At 42.5% G+C, this 12,156-nt stretch carries 11 protein-coding genes and 1 riboswitch; of the genes, 2 read left to right on the top strand and 9 right to left on the bottom strand.

Going from position 1 to position 12,156, the window contains the following annotated elements; all coding sequences use genetic code 11:
* Window positions 1–4: 4 nt before the first annotated feature.
* A riboswitch (cobalamin riboswitch) is annotated at window positions 5–213 on the bottom strand.
* Between the two features lie 232 nt (window positions 214–445).
* The 9 genes from WKU26_RS11660 to miaB form a co-directional block, all read right to left on the bottom strand.
* Window positions 446–3,217, bottom strand: coding sequence for a SusC/RagA family TonB-linked outer membrane protein (locus tag WKU26_RS11660; protein WP_340322134.1), 2,772 nt, complete (start codon window positions 3,215–3,217; stop codon window positions 446–448).
* 100 nt (window positions 3,218–3,317) lie between these two features.
* Window positions 3,318–3,794 (bottom strand): 2-amino-4-hydroxy-6-hydroxymethyldihydropteridine diphosphokinase, encoded by a 477-nt coding sequence (folK, locus tag WKU26_RS11665; RefSeq protein WP_340322135.1) that lies wholly within the window; start codon window positions 3,792–3,794, stop codon window positions 3,318–3,320.
* Window positions 3,795–3,809: 15 nt separating this feature from the next.
* Entirely contained in the window at window positions 3,810–4,865 is a 1,056-nt protein-coding gene (gene queA, locus WKU26_RS11670) for a tRNA preQ1(34) S-adenosylmethionine ribosyltransferase-isomerase QueA (protein ID WP_340322136.1), read from the bottom strand.
* A gap of 21 nt (window positions 4,866–4,886) precedes the next feature.
* Window positions 4,887–5,591: a tRNA pseudouridine(55) synthase TruB gene (truB, locus tag WKU26_RS11675; RefSeq protein ID WP_340322137.1), complete on the bottom strand. Its 705-nt coding sequence runs from the start codon at window positions 5,589–5,591 to the stop codon at window positions 4,887–4,889.
* A gap of 23 nt (window positions 5,592–5,614) precedes the next feature.
* The gene (locus tag WKU26_RS11680; protein WP_340322138.1) at window positions 5,615–6,409 is read right to left on the bottom strand and encodes an undecaprenyl-diphosphate phosphatase; all 795 of its coding nucleotides are present in this window, start codon (window positions 6,407–6,409) and stop codon (window positions 5,615–5,617) included.
* A 2-nt stretch (window positions 6,410–6,411) separates the two neighbouring features.
* Window positions 6,412–6,648, bottom strand: a complete 237-nt coding sequence (locus tag WKU26_RS11685) for a DUF3098 domain-containing protein (protein ID WP_178267173.1) — start codon at window positions 6,646–6,648, stop codon at window positions 6,412–6,414.
* Window positions 6,649–6,680: 32 nt separating this feature from the next.
* Window positions 6,681–7,550 carry a cell division protein FtsX gene (locus WKU26_RS11690; RefSeq protein ID WP_340322139.1) on the bottom strand — a complete coding sequence of 290 codons (870 nt, stop codon included), beginning with the start codon at window positions 7,548–7,550 and terminating at the stop codon, window positions 6,681–6,683.
* 2 nt (window positions 7,551–7,552) lie between these two features.
* On the bottom strand, window positions 7,553–8,449 hold the full coding sequence (locus WKU26_RS11695; RefSeq protein WP_340322140.1) for a class I SAM-dependent methyltransferase: 897 nt from the start codon (window positions 8,447–8,449) through the stop codon (window positions 7,553–7,555).
* Window positions 8,450–8,693: 244 nt separating this feature from the next.
* Window positions 8,694–10,067 (bottom strand): tRNA (N6-isopentenyl adenosine(37)-C2)-methylthiotransferase MiaB, encoded by a 1,374-nt coding sequence (gene miaB / locus WKU26_RS11700; RefSeq protein WP_340322141.1) that lies wholly within the window; start codon window positions 10,065–10,067, stop codon window positions 8,694–8,696.
* Window positions 10,068–10,281: 214 nt separating this feature from the next.
* On the opposite strand from miaB, the gene WKU26_RS11705 reads away from it, so the two are divergent.
* Together WKU26_RS11705 and WKU26_RS11710 are read left to right on the top strand one after the other, a co-directional pair.
* Window positions 10,282–10,527, top strand: a complete 246-nt coding sequence (locus WKU26_RS11705; RefSeq protein ID WP_340322142.1) for a hypothetical protein — start codon at window positions 10,282–10,284, stop codon at window positions 10,525–10,527.
* A gap of 86 nt (window positions 10,528–10,613) precedes the next feature.
* On the top strand, window positions 10,614–12,110 hold the full coding sequence (locus WKU26_RS11710) for an acetyl-CoA hydrolase/transferase family protein (protein ID WP_340322143.1): 1,497 nt from the start codon (window positions 10,614–10,616) through the stop codon (window positions 12,108–12,110).
* Window positions 12,111–12,156: the final 46 nt, after the last annotated feature.

Genomic DNA, 12,156 nt, shown 5'->3' on the forward strand with positions numbered 1-12,156 from the left:
AGGGCACTGAGCAAATGAATGATGGCAGGTCTTCTGACTGACTCCCTCTCTGAAACCTTCCCAATATAGCCATTGTATATCAGTGGTATGAGCATTTTTCAGAAAGTTTGGTATAGAGCTTTACAGCAGCGGGACTGTCCGGGATTTTCACCCGATTCCCTTTTAATCCGTTTCCTAGAACAAGGATGTGGAACCAATTCGTGAGCAAATATAGAAAATAAATGAAATAGTTGTATCTTGTTTGATGTTTTATCTCGTTGGATACTTAAACAGGAAGGGTGTCTCATTGTAAGGGTACGTCCGTCTCACTATAAAGAGACGAGTGTCCCACTGCAAGGAGACAGGTGTCTCCTTGCAGTGGGACACTTTATACGACTAATATTACTTACTCTTCTTGAAGAGTCTTTTCTATCAGTTTACTGTGTCAGCTAAATTGTTTTTTGAACTAAAAGTCCATGCTGACAGAAAAACCGAGGTTGCGCAAACTGGGCAGGTTGAAATAATCTATTCCCTGCATGAAGTTGCCCATACTGGCCGTACTCATGGGGTCGAACGGCGCTTTGTTGTAAATCATGCACAGATTGCGTCCTACAAACGAAACCTTGATACTCTGTATCCAGTTTACCCAACGGTGCATAGGAATGGTATATCCTACCGAGAGTTCTGCCAGACGCACATTGGTAGCGTCGTATATATAGGCTGCTCCTACCCCCTCCAGACCAGTTACATAATTATAATATTGCTTGGCTGGGATAAGCTGCTGTCCTACCCATACACCGCCGTTGTTACGTGCATCAGCAGTAGCCTTCGATACACCGTACTGGTCCATCATCGCCTGAGTGAGGGACAGACCTTTTCCTCCAAAGTTTCCCTGTAGAACGAAACTTAAGGCTATTCCTTTCCAGTTGAAGTCGTTGCTCCATCCTATCTGATACTTGGGAGCAGCATTACCGGCATAGGTGTATTCATTGTTTTTTTCCGGTAACCCGTCGCTCCCGATGACAAGGTTTCCTTTGCTGTCGGTGCGGAATGCGCGGACGTATATGTCGCCTATGGAGCCGCCTTTTACAAGTTTTTCCTGTGCGATAGGGTGATAAGAAGTTATCATTTCAAACGATGGGATATCTGTTTCTGTTCCATCAGAAGAGATATTTGTAAAGTCTTTTATCTTGTTCTTATTTAGTGTGTAAGTAAGGTTGCTATTCCATTCTACAGGACCTAAGGGCTGTTTGAGTTGGAGAGACATTTCGACTCCTCTGTTTTCGATAGTGGCATTCATTAACTGGTTATAGTTCGCTTGTTGGGTCAGTGCTACACTGTGAGTGGTAGAGGTATATAAAGTAAGAGATAGGTTCAACCGGTTTTGGAACATTCCTAAGTCGATGCCGGCTTCGTACGATTTGGTGGTTTCGACAGGGCTTTTTCCTTGTGTTAGTGCCTCGTAGTCGAAGTTTTGGTTCTTTTGCCACAGTCCTTCTATCAAGGCATACTGATGGGTAGCTCCAGTCTCGCTGTAATCGAAGCGGAGTTTAGTGAATGACAGAATATCGGAGCGAATCGCAGAAAAAGCTGTGGGAATAAAGGCTATTCCGACAGAGGGATAAAATCCATCGGTTTCCGAATAGAAAGTGCGGTACTTGAAATCATTCCATTCTTTCCGTCCGGTAGCATACACGTAAAGCATGTCTTTAAAGCCTATCTGCAAGGAGGCAAAGAGACTTTTCCTTTTATCTTCGAATGATTCGGAAACACTGTTTTTCAGCGCATCATCAATATTGTCGGCTGAGAATCCGTTGGGTTGGATCAGACCTCCGTTGAGCAAATCGAAATCGTATTGCCGTTTCTGTATGCTTCCTCCTAATAATGCATTGAACGAAAATGCTCCTATGCGATGGTGCAGGTCAAGGGAAAGGTCGCTGTACAGTTGGTGCAGGTCGGCTTTATTTTCCCCGTACAGTCCGTTTTCCGAGTTGATGAGATAGGCACTGGTCGATGCGTAAAGTTCTTGTGCCTGCTTTATTACATCTTTATCATAGCGTACGCGGGCGGAGGCAGAAAGCCAGGGGGTAATGTCGTAACTGATACCGATATTGCCTAAGAAACGGTCTTTCTTATTGAGAAAGGTGTTTCGGTTGATAATCCAATAGGGATTCTGCCACTCGGAATACGGCCAGTATTGGGCATAGTAATCTTTATCAGGGTCATAGCGTTCGTACCAGGGAACACCGGTAATTTGTCCATATTGATTAGGTCGGAAGTTCAGACATTCCGGATAGAGGTAAACGGGAATGATAGGGTTAAAATCGTCTCCGTGCGACAGCATATTCTGTTCTTTGGTGCGCATATACATTAGGCCGAAATCAATATGCAGCTTGTTGTTCAGCAGATGGGTGCTGTTGCGGAAAGTCAGGTTGTAATGGTTGGAGAGATTGTTTTCTATCAGTCCGGTGGCATGCTGTGTGGCAGCCGAGAAATAGCTTTGGTTGATGTCGGTACCGGCAGAAAGACTGACATGATTCTGAATGGTGTGTCCGGTACGGTAGAAGTCGGAAGGATTCCAGGTGGGATCTCCGGTATCCGAAGCTGTATTCCACTGATAATACTGATTCTGAAACTCCGGCATGACGAAAGGCTTGCTGAACGTAGTGCTTTGAGACACATGAATGGCAGGCCGGTGGGTAGCCTTCCCTTTCTTGGTGGTGATAAGAATGGCACCGTTGGCGGCATCGCTTCCGTACAGTGCGACTGCCGACGGACCGGAGAGAATAGAGACATCTTCTATATCTTCGGCATTAAGAGAAGCAATGGCATCGGCGGTCAGCCCGTATCCGGTGTAGATAGCCGAAAGGGTATTGGTGGAAAGCTGGGGGAAGGGAATTCCGTCGATGACATACAGCACATTGTTGTTGCCCCAAATACTGCGTGTACCTCTCATTCGTACACGTACTCCTGCTCCTGTTCCGGCAGAGCTTGGATTGAGAGTGGCACCGGTGGTTCTTCCTATCAGTGAATGGAGGAAATTGGCGTCTTTTACTTGGGTTAGTTCATTCCCCTCTATCTTTTGAATCTGGAAAGGGAGAGTACGAAGGTCTTGTGCACGACCTAAAGCTGTAGTTACAGTGTCTGTATGGGCTACTTGTGTTTCTTGTGCAAATAAAGAATTTGCCGATAGGAATGCTCCTGCATAGAAAAGGAGCATTAAGCCAGATGTCTTCATAACATTGCGTATAATAGGTTTTCTAAGGGTACGCAATATCGGAATTTTGACAGAATTTTACAACTGTTTAACACCTTTTTCTTTGTGATTGCGATGCAATTTATTCGGATTCAGTGAGCAAGAGTCTGTTTAGTTTGGAAAGAGACTGATGAAGAACAGGATGAATGAATTCGGGAGCAATTTCTGCCAAAGGCTCCATCACGAAGCGACGTTCCGTCATCAAGGGATGCGGAATGGTAAGTTCGGGAGTCTGCAGTGTAAGATTGTCGTACAGCAGGATGTCGATATCTATCGGGCGGTCGGAATATACTCCTTGTACAGATTTCTGTTTTCGTCCCATTTCCCGTTCTATCTCCTGTGTAAAGTGTAATATATCGGTGGGAGATAATGTGGTTTCTATACAAGCTGCCGCATTAAGGAAGGTATGCTCGGAAACGAATCCCCATGCAGCGGTTTCATAAAAAGAAGACAGGGAAATTACTTTCCCTATCTTCCTGTTTATTAAATAGACGGCAGTACGTAAGTTTTCTTCTTTATTGCCTAAGTTTGTACCTAAGCCTACGTATACTTTTGCCATGATGCAGTTGTGTTTTTATTTGTCTAAAATCAACATGGCATCACCGTATGTTCCGAAGCGGTAATCTTCTTTCAATGCGGTGTTGTAGGCTTCCATAATCAGTTCATAACCTCCATAAGAGCATACCAGCATCAGCATGGTAGACAGCGGCATATGGAAGTTGCTTACCATAGAGTTGGCTACCGAGAAGTCGTAAGGAGGGAAGATAAACTTGTTGGTCCATCCTTCGAATTCTTTCAAATGTCCGTCTGTGCCTACGGCCGTTTCGATGGCACGCATCACTGTAGTACCTACGGCACATACACGGCTGCCACGGTCTTTGGCCTCGTTGACAATGCGGCATGCTTCTGCATTGACAAACATCTGCTCTGAATCCATTTTATGTTTGGTCAGGTCTTCTACATCAATGTCTCGGAAGTTGCCCAAACCGGCATGCATGGTAATGAAAGAAAAATCGATGCCTTTGATTTCCATTCGCTTCATCAATTCGCGGCTGAAATGCAAGCCTGCGGCAGGGACAGTAACAGCTCCTTCGTTTTTAGCAAAGATATTTTGGAAACGCTCTTCGTCTTCATGTTCTGCCGGTCGTTTGATAAATGGAGGCAATGGGGGTTCTCCCAGTGCATACAAAGCCTTTTTGAATTCATCGTGTGGACCGTCGTACAGGAAGCGAAGGGTACGTCCGCGTGAAGTAGTATTGTCGATTACTTCGGCTACCATTGAGTCATCGTCGCCAAAGTACAATTTGTTACCGATACGGATTTTGCGGGCAGGGTCTACCAATACATCCCACAAGCGAAGTTCTTCGTTCAGTTCGCGCAACAGGAATACTTCGATGCGGGCTCCGGTTTTCTCCTTGTTTCCATACAAACGTGCAGGAAAGACTTTTGTATCGTTGAAGATAAATACATCTTTGTCGTCAAAGTAGTTTAAGATGTCTTTGAACATTTTATGTTCGATTTCTCCGGTAGCCTTGTTTACTACCATCAGACGAGATTCATCTCTGTATTTTGCCGGATGAAGGGCGATACGTTCTTCCGGTAATTTGAATTTGAATTGTGATAGCTTCATCTTTTGCGTTCCTTTCTTTCCTTAATCGTTTATAACTTCTATTTCTTGTTTCTCGAGCCATTCCGGGAAGTTTTCTACTTCCATGCAATCTTCAAGTCTGACCTCTCCTACTCTTGTGCGTATGAGTCCTGTCAGATGGGCACCGCTGTCCAGCGCTTCACCGATGTCGCGTGCCAGCGCACGGATGTATGTGCCTTTACTGCATACTACCCTTATCTTTATTTCCGGCAGGTTACATTCCAGCAATTCTATTTCGTCGATGACCAGTGTTTTGGCTTTCAACTCTACTTCGTTTCCTTTTCTTGCCAGGTCGTAAGCACGTTTTCCGTCTACTTTGCAGGCTGAGAAAGCCGGTGGAATCTGCTCGATGGTTCCTACGAACTTTTTCAGCACTTCTTCTACCAGTTCCCGGGTAATATGTTCGGTAGGATAAGTCGCATCAATTTCTTTTTCCAAATCGAATGAAGGAGTGGTAGCTCCCAGTTGAAGGGTTGCTATGTACTCTTTGGTGTGGTACTGGAATTCTTCAATACGTTTGGTTGCCTTTCCGGTACATATAATCATGACTCCTGTAGCCAGTGGGTCAAGTGTTCCGGCGTGTCCTACCTTAATCTTTTTTACGCCTAACTTTCGACTGATGTGATATCTTATCTTGTTGACAACCGCAAACGATGTCCATCGTAACGGTTTGTTGAAATATAATATTTCTCCTTCTTTGAAATTCATTCTTTATATATGGGGACAATGGGTTAGCTGAGTATGATGGTCAGTATACCGGCAATGGCACAATAAATTCCAAAATAAATCAGTTTACCTTTCTTTACAATATTGATCATCCATTTGCAGGCTATACATCCTGAAACAAAAGCAGCCAGGAAGCCTACGATTAACGATAAAGTAGAGATTTCTGCTCCGGCTGCAGAGGAATCTTTTATGATTTCCATTCCACTAAGTAAAGCTTCGCCAAGAATAGGAGGCATTACCATCAGGAATGAGAACTGAGCCAGTGATTCTTTCTTGTTTCCTAAAATAAGTCCGGTAGCAATGGTAGAACCAGAACGTGATAATCCCGGTAGTACGGCACAAGCTTGAGCCAGACCAATGATGAATGCATCTTTTGCGCTAATCTTTTCTTTGATACGAGGTTTAGCATAGTAGGAATAGGTAAGCAGAAGAGCTGTTAAAAGTAACATGCATCCTACTATAAACAGACCTGAACCGAAAATATCTTCTACATAATCTTTAAAGAATACACCTATGATACCAATCGGAATCATGGATATGATGATGTTGATAACATAACGGGTTTCTTCATTCATCTGAAACTTGAATAATCCACGGAATATCCAACTGATTTCTTTCCAAAGAATGACCAGTGTACTTAAAACTGTTGCTACATGGACAACGATGGTAAAGGTAAGATTCTCTTCTCCTTCAATACCAAATAATGCTGATCCGATAGCAAGATGTCCGCTACTGCTGACTGGAAGGTATTCTGTCAATCCCTGCAGAATACCCAAGATTAAAGCTTCAATCCAACTCATGTTTATTTTTCTATTTTATCTGTAGGTTTTCGGAGTATACCGTAAATCATAAATATAAATCCCAGGAAACAAACTACCGGAGCGACTTTTATACGACGCACACTGAAAATATCTGGTTGAAACATCGTTTCATTGGAACCAGGTCCGGTCATGAGTAAAAAGCCGATAATAATTACTACCATCCCTATTCCCAATAGGATGAAGTTAGTCTTATCAAAGGCAAAGTTCTTTTTGTCCATACTGATGAAAAATAAAATATTAATAGATTTTTTTATTTGCTGTATAAATCGCTAACCTTCATACGCAAGTATTTGTTGATGGATATCAAGGCGCAGAAAGTTGTAATAATGATACCGAAAACAAATACAGAAGTCATGACAACCAGTATTACCGAAGGAGTGATGACTGCTAACAGATCCGGTTCGTATCGTACCAGAAGATAAGCCATTGCAGTTAGTAAAGCATTAGCCATTGCTGCAGCTAAAACTCCTACCCAAATATTACGGATGAGGAAAGGACGGCGTATGAAATTCCAACTGGCTCCTACTAGCTTCATTGTGTGGATAAGGAAGCGTTTGGAATAGATAGCCAATCGGATTGTATTGTTGATTAGAGCAAATGAGATTAGAGTCAGTAAAGCAGCCAGAACCAACAGGACAATACTGATTTTTTGGATGTTTTTATTTACCGCATCCAACAAATCTTGCGGATAGTTGACCTCAAGTATGTGCTTATGGGAAAGTATTTCATCCTTTATCCATGCAATACTGTCCGCATTGGCATAATCGGCATTGAGTGAGACCTCAATGGAAGCGGTGAATGGATTATGGCCTAAAAATTCGGCAGGGTCAGTACCCATGGCTTCGGTCTGCTCTTTCAGTGCCTGTGCCTTGGATATATAAGTAGTTTTCTTGATGTAAGGAAATCCGTTCAGCTCTTTCTGGAAACGGGTGATTTCTGCTTCCTTCATATCATCGCTGATAAGTATTGATACTGCTATGTTTTCGCGTACATATACAGATAAGTTATTGGCGGCCATAAGAAAGAACACGACCAATCCCAATAGAAGCAGTACCAGCATCGTACTGATACTGGAAGTGATGAACTGCATGTCGAAGAAAGCTACCAATTTTTTACTCATAATCACTTCTTTCTAAAAACGTAGATAATGGAGCTGCTTCGCTCCTTTTTAGCTTGTGAAGCAAACCATGCTTCTGTACCAGTCAGCAATCCTTTCAGGAATGGATGACGGCTTTTTTTGTATTTTTCGGTGAGCATGGATACATAAAAGGCATCGAACGGCATGGGATGTTGTTCTGCTAAAATGAAGCCATGTTTAGCTCCGAATTGTTGCATGGTAGACGGAGTGAAATGCCACAAATGTCGTGGTGTATCATAGGCTGCCCACATTTCTTTGTATTTCTGGGCATCGAATGAGTTAGGATTAGGAACTGCAACAATCAGAACTCCTCTTTCCTTTAGAATACGGTTCAATATTTCCCATGTTTCATTCAGATGCTCGAGATGTTCCATTACATGCCAAAGTGTAACGACATCAAATGATGCATCTTTTTGTGATGAAAGTGCTTCGGAAGGCTGTACATCTAAGCCAAAATGTTCTTTGGCAAATTCACGTGCCTGTGGACTTTTTTCTATGGCTGTTACTTTCCATCCTTTTTCTGCCATAAAGTGGCTGAAATATCCTGTCCCAGTACCGATGTCTAATAGATTTCCTTCGTTCAGGCGGCTGCTGTGCTTTACAAGTCTTGCCTTGCGGGAAAGCATATAGTGGCGTACCTGATGATAAATCCGGTTCATCAGGCCTTTATGTGTATCGCTGTGCGAAATATAATCCGGTGATTCGTAGTATCTACCTATTTCGGCTTCTACAGGGACACGCTGAGTGAAAAGAAAGTGGCACTGCTTGCACTGTTCTACGTCGAACTTTTCGCCGGTAGCATAGTGATCCGTGCAGGTCATCACTTTCTGAAATTGGCTATTCCCACAAAGGGGACATTTATTTATATTTAGTATATTCACTTTATTCCCTAATTTGCTGCAAAATAACAAATAAATTGATTATATACCCTATTCTATTAAACGTTTTTAATATATTCTCTGAAAATAATGGAGGACAAAAAGAAATGGACAATATTCAATTGAGGATTCCCGGACTTTGTGATGAATTTATAGGCAACAGCTTCCTTAAAACAAAATAGAGCAAACAGATTGGGCTATATAGCCTCAGTCTGTTTACTCTATTCAATTATCTATTTCGGGTAGTTTATTCTGTTACTTCTACTCCTTTCAATGTAGCAGAGCTTGATTCTGTGATACGGACTTTTACAAAATCGCCGATGCGGTGTGTACCTCGGTCGAATACGACAACCTTGTTTTGCTCGGTACGGCCAAATAACTGCTCTTTAGATCGTTTGGAAACACCTTCTACTAATACTTCGAATGTCTTACCCACATCTTTGGCATTGCTTTCTGCCGAAAGTTGATTCTGTAATTCAATCATTTCATTCAGACGGCGGATTTTTACCTCTTCAGAAATGTCATCGGGAAGATGTTTTGATGCATAGGTACCCGGTCTTTCAGAATACTTAAACATGAAAGCTGAATCGTAGGCACATTCGCGCATGAGCGAGAGTGACATCTGATGATCCTCTTCTGTTTCGGAGTGGAATCCGGAGAAAATATCAGTACTTAAGCCACAATCGGGGATGATGCGACGGATAGCTTCTACCCTTTCCAAATACCATTCGCGGGTATACTTACGATTCATCAGTTTCAGAATTCTGGAACTTCCGCTTTGTACCGGCAAATGAATGTGCTTACATACATTAGGTATTTCTGCAATGACATGGAGGGTTTCATCGCTCATATCTTTAGGATGTGAGGTCGTAAAGCGTACGCGCATGCCTGGTACTGCTTCGGCTACAATACGAAGCAGCATAGGGAAAGTTACTGTCTCCCCTTCTCTTTCAAATCGGTAAGAGTTGACATTCTGCCCCAGCAAAGTTACTTCTTTATAACCTTTCTGTTCCAAGTCGTGTACTTCATTTAAAATGCTTTCTACGTCACGGCTACGTTCGCGTCCGCGTGTGTAAGGCACAATGCAATAGTGGCAGAAATTGTTGCAGCCACGCATGATTGATACAAATCCGGAAATGTGGTTTCCACAGATACGGGATGGAATGACATCACGATAAGTCTCGGTGGTAGACAGTTCTACGTTGATTGCTTTTTCTCCGGCTTCTACAGCTGCTATCAAATCAGGAAGTGTCAGGTATGAGTCTGGACCAGCTACAAGATCTACATGATGGTTTTCAATCAAATCATTCTTTACACGTTCTGCCATACAGCCTAATACTCCCACAATAAGATGCTTGCGCTTTTTGCGGAGAGAGTGGAAAAATTCCAGACGATTCAGAATCTTCTGTTCTGCGTTATCGCGGATAGAACAAGTGTTCATAAATACCGCATCAGCTTCTTCAAGTGTTTCGCAAGGCGAGTATCCCGCCATTTGCATGATGGAAGCAATCACTTCACTGTCGGCTACATTCATCTGGCAGCCATAGGTTTCGATAAACAGTTTCTTGTTTTCGTGTTCAGTTGCAGATTTAAAGTCTGCTCCTGTGTTTTCTTTTGTCATAGGATTCTTATTATAAAAATTAGTGTTATTGTTTGCAAAGATACCTCTTTCCGTGTTAACTTCCATAAAACCGGTAGGATATATAGGAATTATTCGTATCTTTGGCTAAAACCCTTAATATTTGTTTGATATGGAAGTCTTTCAGGTTTTGGTTGTTTTAGCAGTGATAGCCGTTACGGCTTGGCAGAAAAGCCGGGAGAAAAAGGTGAAATGTATGCAAACTTTTAAGCAGCAATCGACCGAAGAACCGGACACTCCCCTATCTCCTCTTTCGCTTGATGCAGAAATTGGAGCGAAAAAGAAAAGGGAGATAAGCAGACCGGTGAGAGATAAACTTCCCTCTCCTTCAATAGAATCGGCTGTACATAACAAGCAGTCTTCTTCTGTCAAACTAAGTACCCTTGAGGAAGCGCGTCGTGCTTTTATCTATTCTGAAATTTTTAGCAGAAAGTATAAATAGTATGGCAGACATGCCGAATTTTTTCTATTTTTGGAATCTGATAACCGAACTATATTTTTTAATACTAACGATAAACACTGAATAAAATGAGTTTTACTTTTATGTCGGCAGCCGAAGCTGCAAGCCTTATAAAAGATGGAGAGATTTTAGGACTGAGCGGTTTTACCCCCGCAGGAAGTCCGAAAGCAGTTGTTGCAGAACTGGCAAAGATAGCCGAAGAAAAACATGCACGAGGTGAACATTTTCAGGTAGGTATTATTACAGGTGCCTCTACAGGGGATTCTTGTGACGGTGCATTGACCCGTGCAAAAGCAATCAGTTTCCGTGCTCCTTATACAACCAATGCTGATTTTCGTAAAGCCGTAAATAATGGAGAAATCCGTTATACAGATATTCACCTTTCACAATTGGCCCAACGTTTGCGTTCAGGTTTTCTTGGTCATGTAAGTACCGCAATTGTTGAGGCTTGTGAGATAACAGAAGATGGCCGTATCTATCTGACAGCCGGTGTAGGTATTACTCCTACAGTAGCGCGCCTGGCAGATCGGGTGATTGTAGAATTGAATGCTGCTCACAGCAAGAATCTTATCGGTATGCACGACTTGTATGAAATGGAACGCCCACCCTATCGTCGTCCGATTCCAATTGTTCGCCCCAGCGACCGTATCGGTCTTCCTTATATTCAGGTAGACCCCTCGAAGATAGTTGGTGTAGTTGAAGTAAATATACCGGATGAAGCTCGTGGCTTCCACGATTCAGATCCTGTAACTGATAAGATTGGCCAGAATGTAGCTGAATTCCTGGCAGCAGATATGAGAAGAGGTGTAATTCCTTCTACTTTCCTTCCGTTGCAATCAGGTGTGGGTAATATTGCCAATGCAGTATTAAGTGCTCTGGGTAAAGATTCCAGCATTCCGCCGTTCGAAATGTATACTGAGGTTATTCAGAATTCAGTAATCAAGCTGATAAAAGAAGGTCGCATCAAGTTTGGAAGTACCTGTTCTTTGAGTGTGACCAATGATTGTTTGCAGGATATTTATGATAACATGGACTTCTTCCGCCATAAATTGATTCTACGTCCTTCCGAAATATCCAATTGTCCGGAAGTTGTCCGTCGAATCGGTGTCATTACAATGAATACTGCAATTGAAGCAGATATTTATGGTAATGTGAACTCAACTCATATTTGTGGAACGAAGATGATGAATGGAATTGGCGGCTCTGGTGATTTTACCCGTAGTGCATACATTTCTATATTCTCTTGTCCGTCTACAGCTAAAGGAGGATGTATCAGCTCTATCGTACCTATGGTATCTCATCAGGATCATAGTGAACATTCTGTTAATGTGATTGTCACAGAACAAGGTGTTGCCGATTTGCGTGGTAAAAGCCCTATGGAACGTGCCAAAACTGTTATTGAGAATTGTGCTCACCCCGACTATAAACAGTTATTGTGGGATTATCTCAAGATCTCTACCAAAGGACAGACTTCTCATTATTTGCCTGCTATATTGGGTATGCATCAAGTGTTTATAGAGAAAGGTGACATGCGTTTGACAAACTGGGCCGATTTTGTAAAATAAGTAAAAGTATAAATACAATTTATCCTATTGTATCGAGCATTAAAAT

It is taken from the genome of Phocaeicola sp. HCN-40430 (genome assembly GCF_037890285.1).
GTDB classification, from domain to species: domain Bacteria; phylum Bacteroidota; class Bacteroidia; order Bacteroidales; family Bacteroidaceae; genus Phocaeicola; species Phocaeicola acetigenes.

What these genes read in the sequence shown, in the direction of transcription:
- WKU26_RS11660 (WP_340322134.1), bottom strand. Translation starts at nt 3,217, where the DNA reads ATGAAGACATCTGGCTTAATGCTCCTTTTCTATGCAGGAGCATTCCTA.
- folK (WP_340322135.1), bottom strand. Translation starts at nt 3,794, where the DNA reads ATGGCAAAAGTATACGTAGGCTTAGGTACAAACTTAGGCAATAAAGAA.
- queA (WP_340322136.1), bottom strand. Translation starts at nt 4,865, where the DNA reads ATGAAGCTATCACAATTCAAATTCAAATTACCGGAAGAACGTATCGCC.
- truB (WP_340322137.1), bottom strand. Translation starts at nt 5,591, where the DNA reads ATGAATTTCAAAGAAGGAGAAATATTATATTTCAACAAACCGTTACGA.
- WKU26_RS11680 (WP_340322138.1), bottom strand. Translation starts at nt 6,409, where the DNA reads ATGAGTTGGATTGAAGCTTTAATCTTGGGTATTCTGCAGGGATTGACA.
- WKU26_RS11685 (WP_178267173.1), bottom strand. Translation starts at nt 6,648, where the DNA reads ATGGACAAAAAGAACTTTGCCTTTGATAAGACTAACTTCATCCTATTG.
- WKU26_RS11690 (WP_340322139.1), bottom strand. Translation starts at nt 7,550, where the DNA reads ATGAGTAAAAAATTGGTAGCTTTCTTCGACATGCAGTTCATCACTTCC.
- miaB (WP_340322141.1), bottom strand. Translation starts at nt 10,067, where the DNA reads ATGACAAAAGAAAACACAGGAGCAGACTTTAAATCTGCAACTGAACAC.
- WKU26_RS11705 (WP_340322142.1), top strand. Translation starts at nt 10,282, where the DNA reads ATGCAAACTTTTAAGCAGCAATCGACCGAAGAACCGGACACTCCCCTA.
- WKU26_RS11710 (WP_340322143.1), top strand. Translation starts at nt 10,614, where the DNA reads ATGAGTTTTACTTTTATGTCGGCAGCCGAAGCTGCAAGCCTTATAAAA.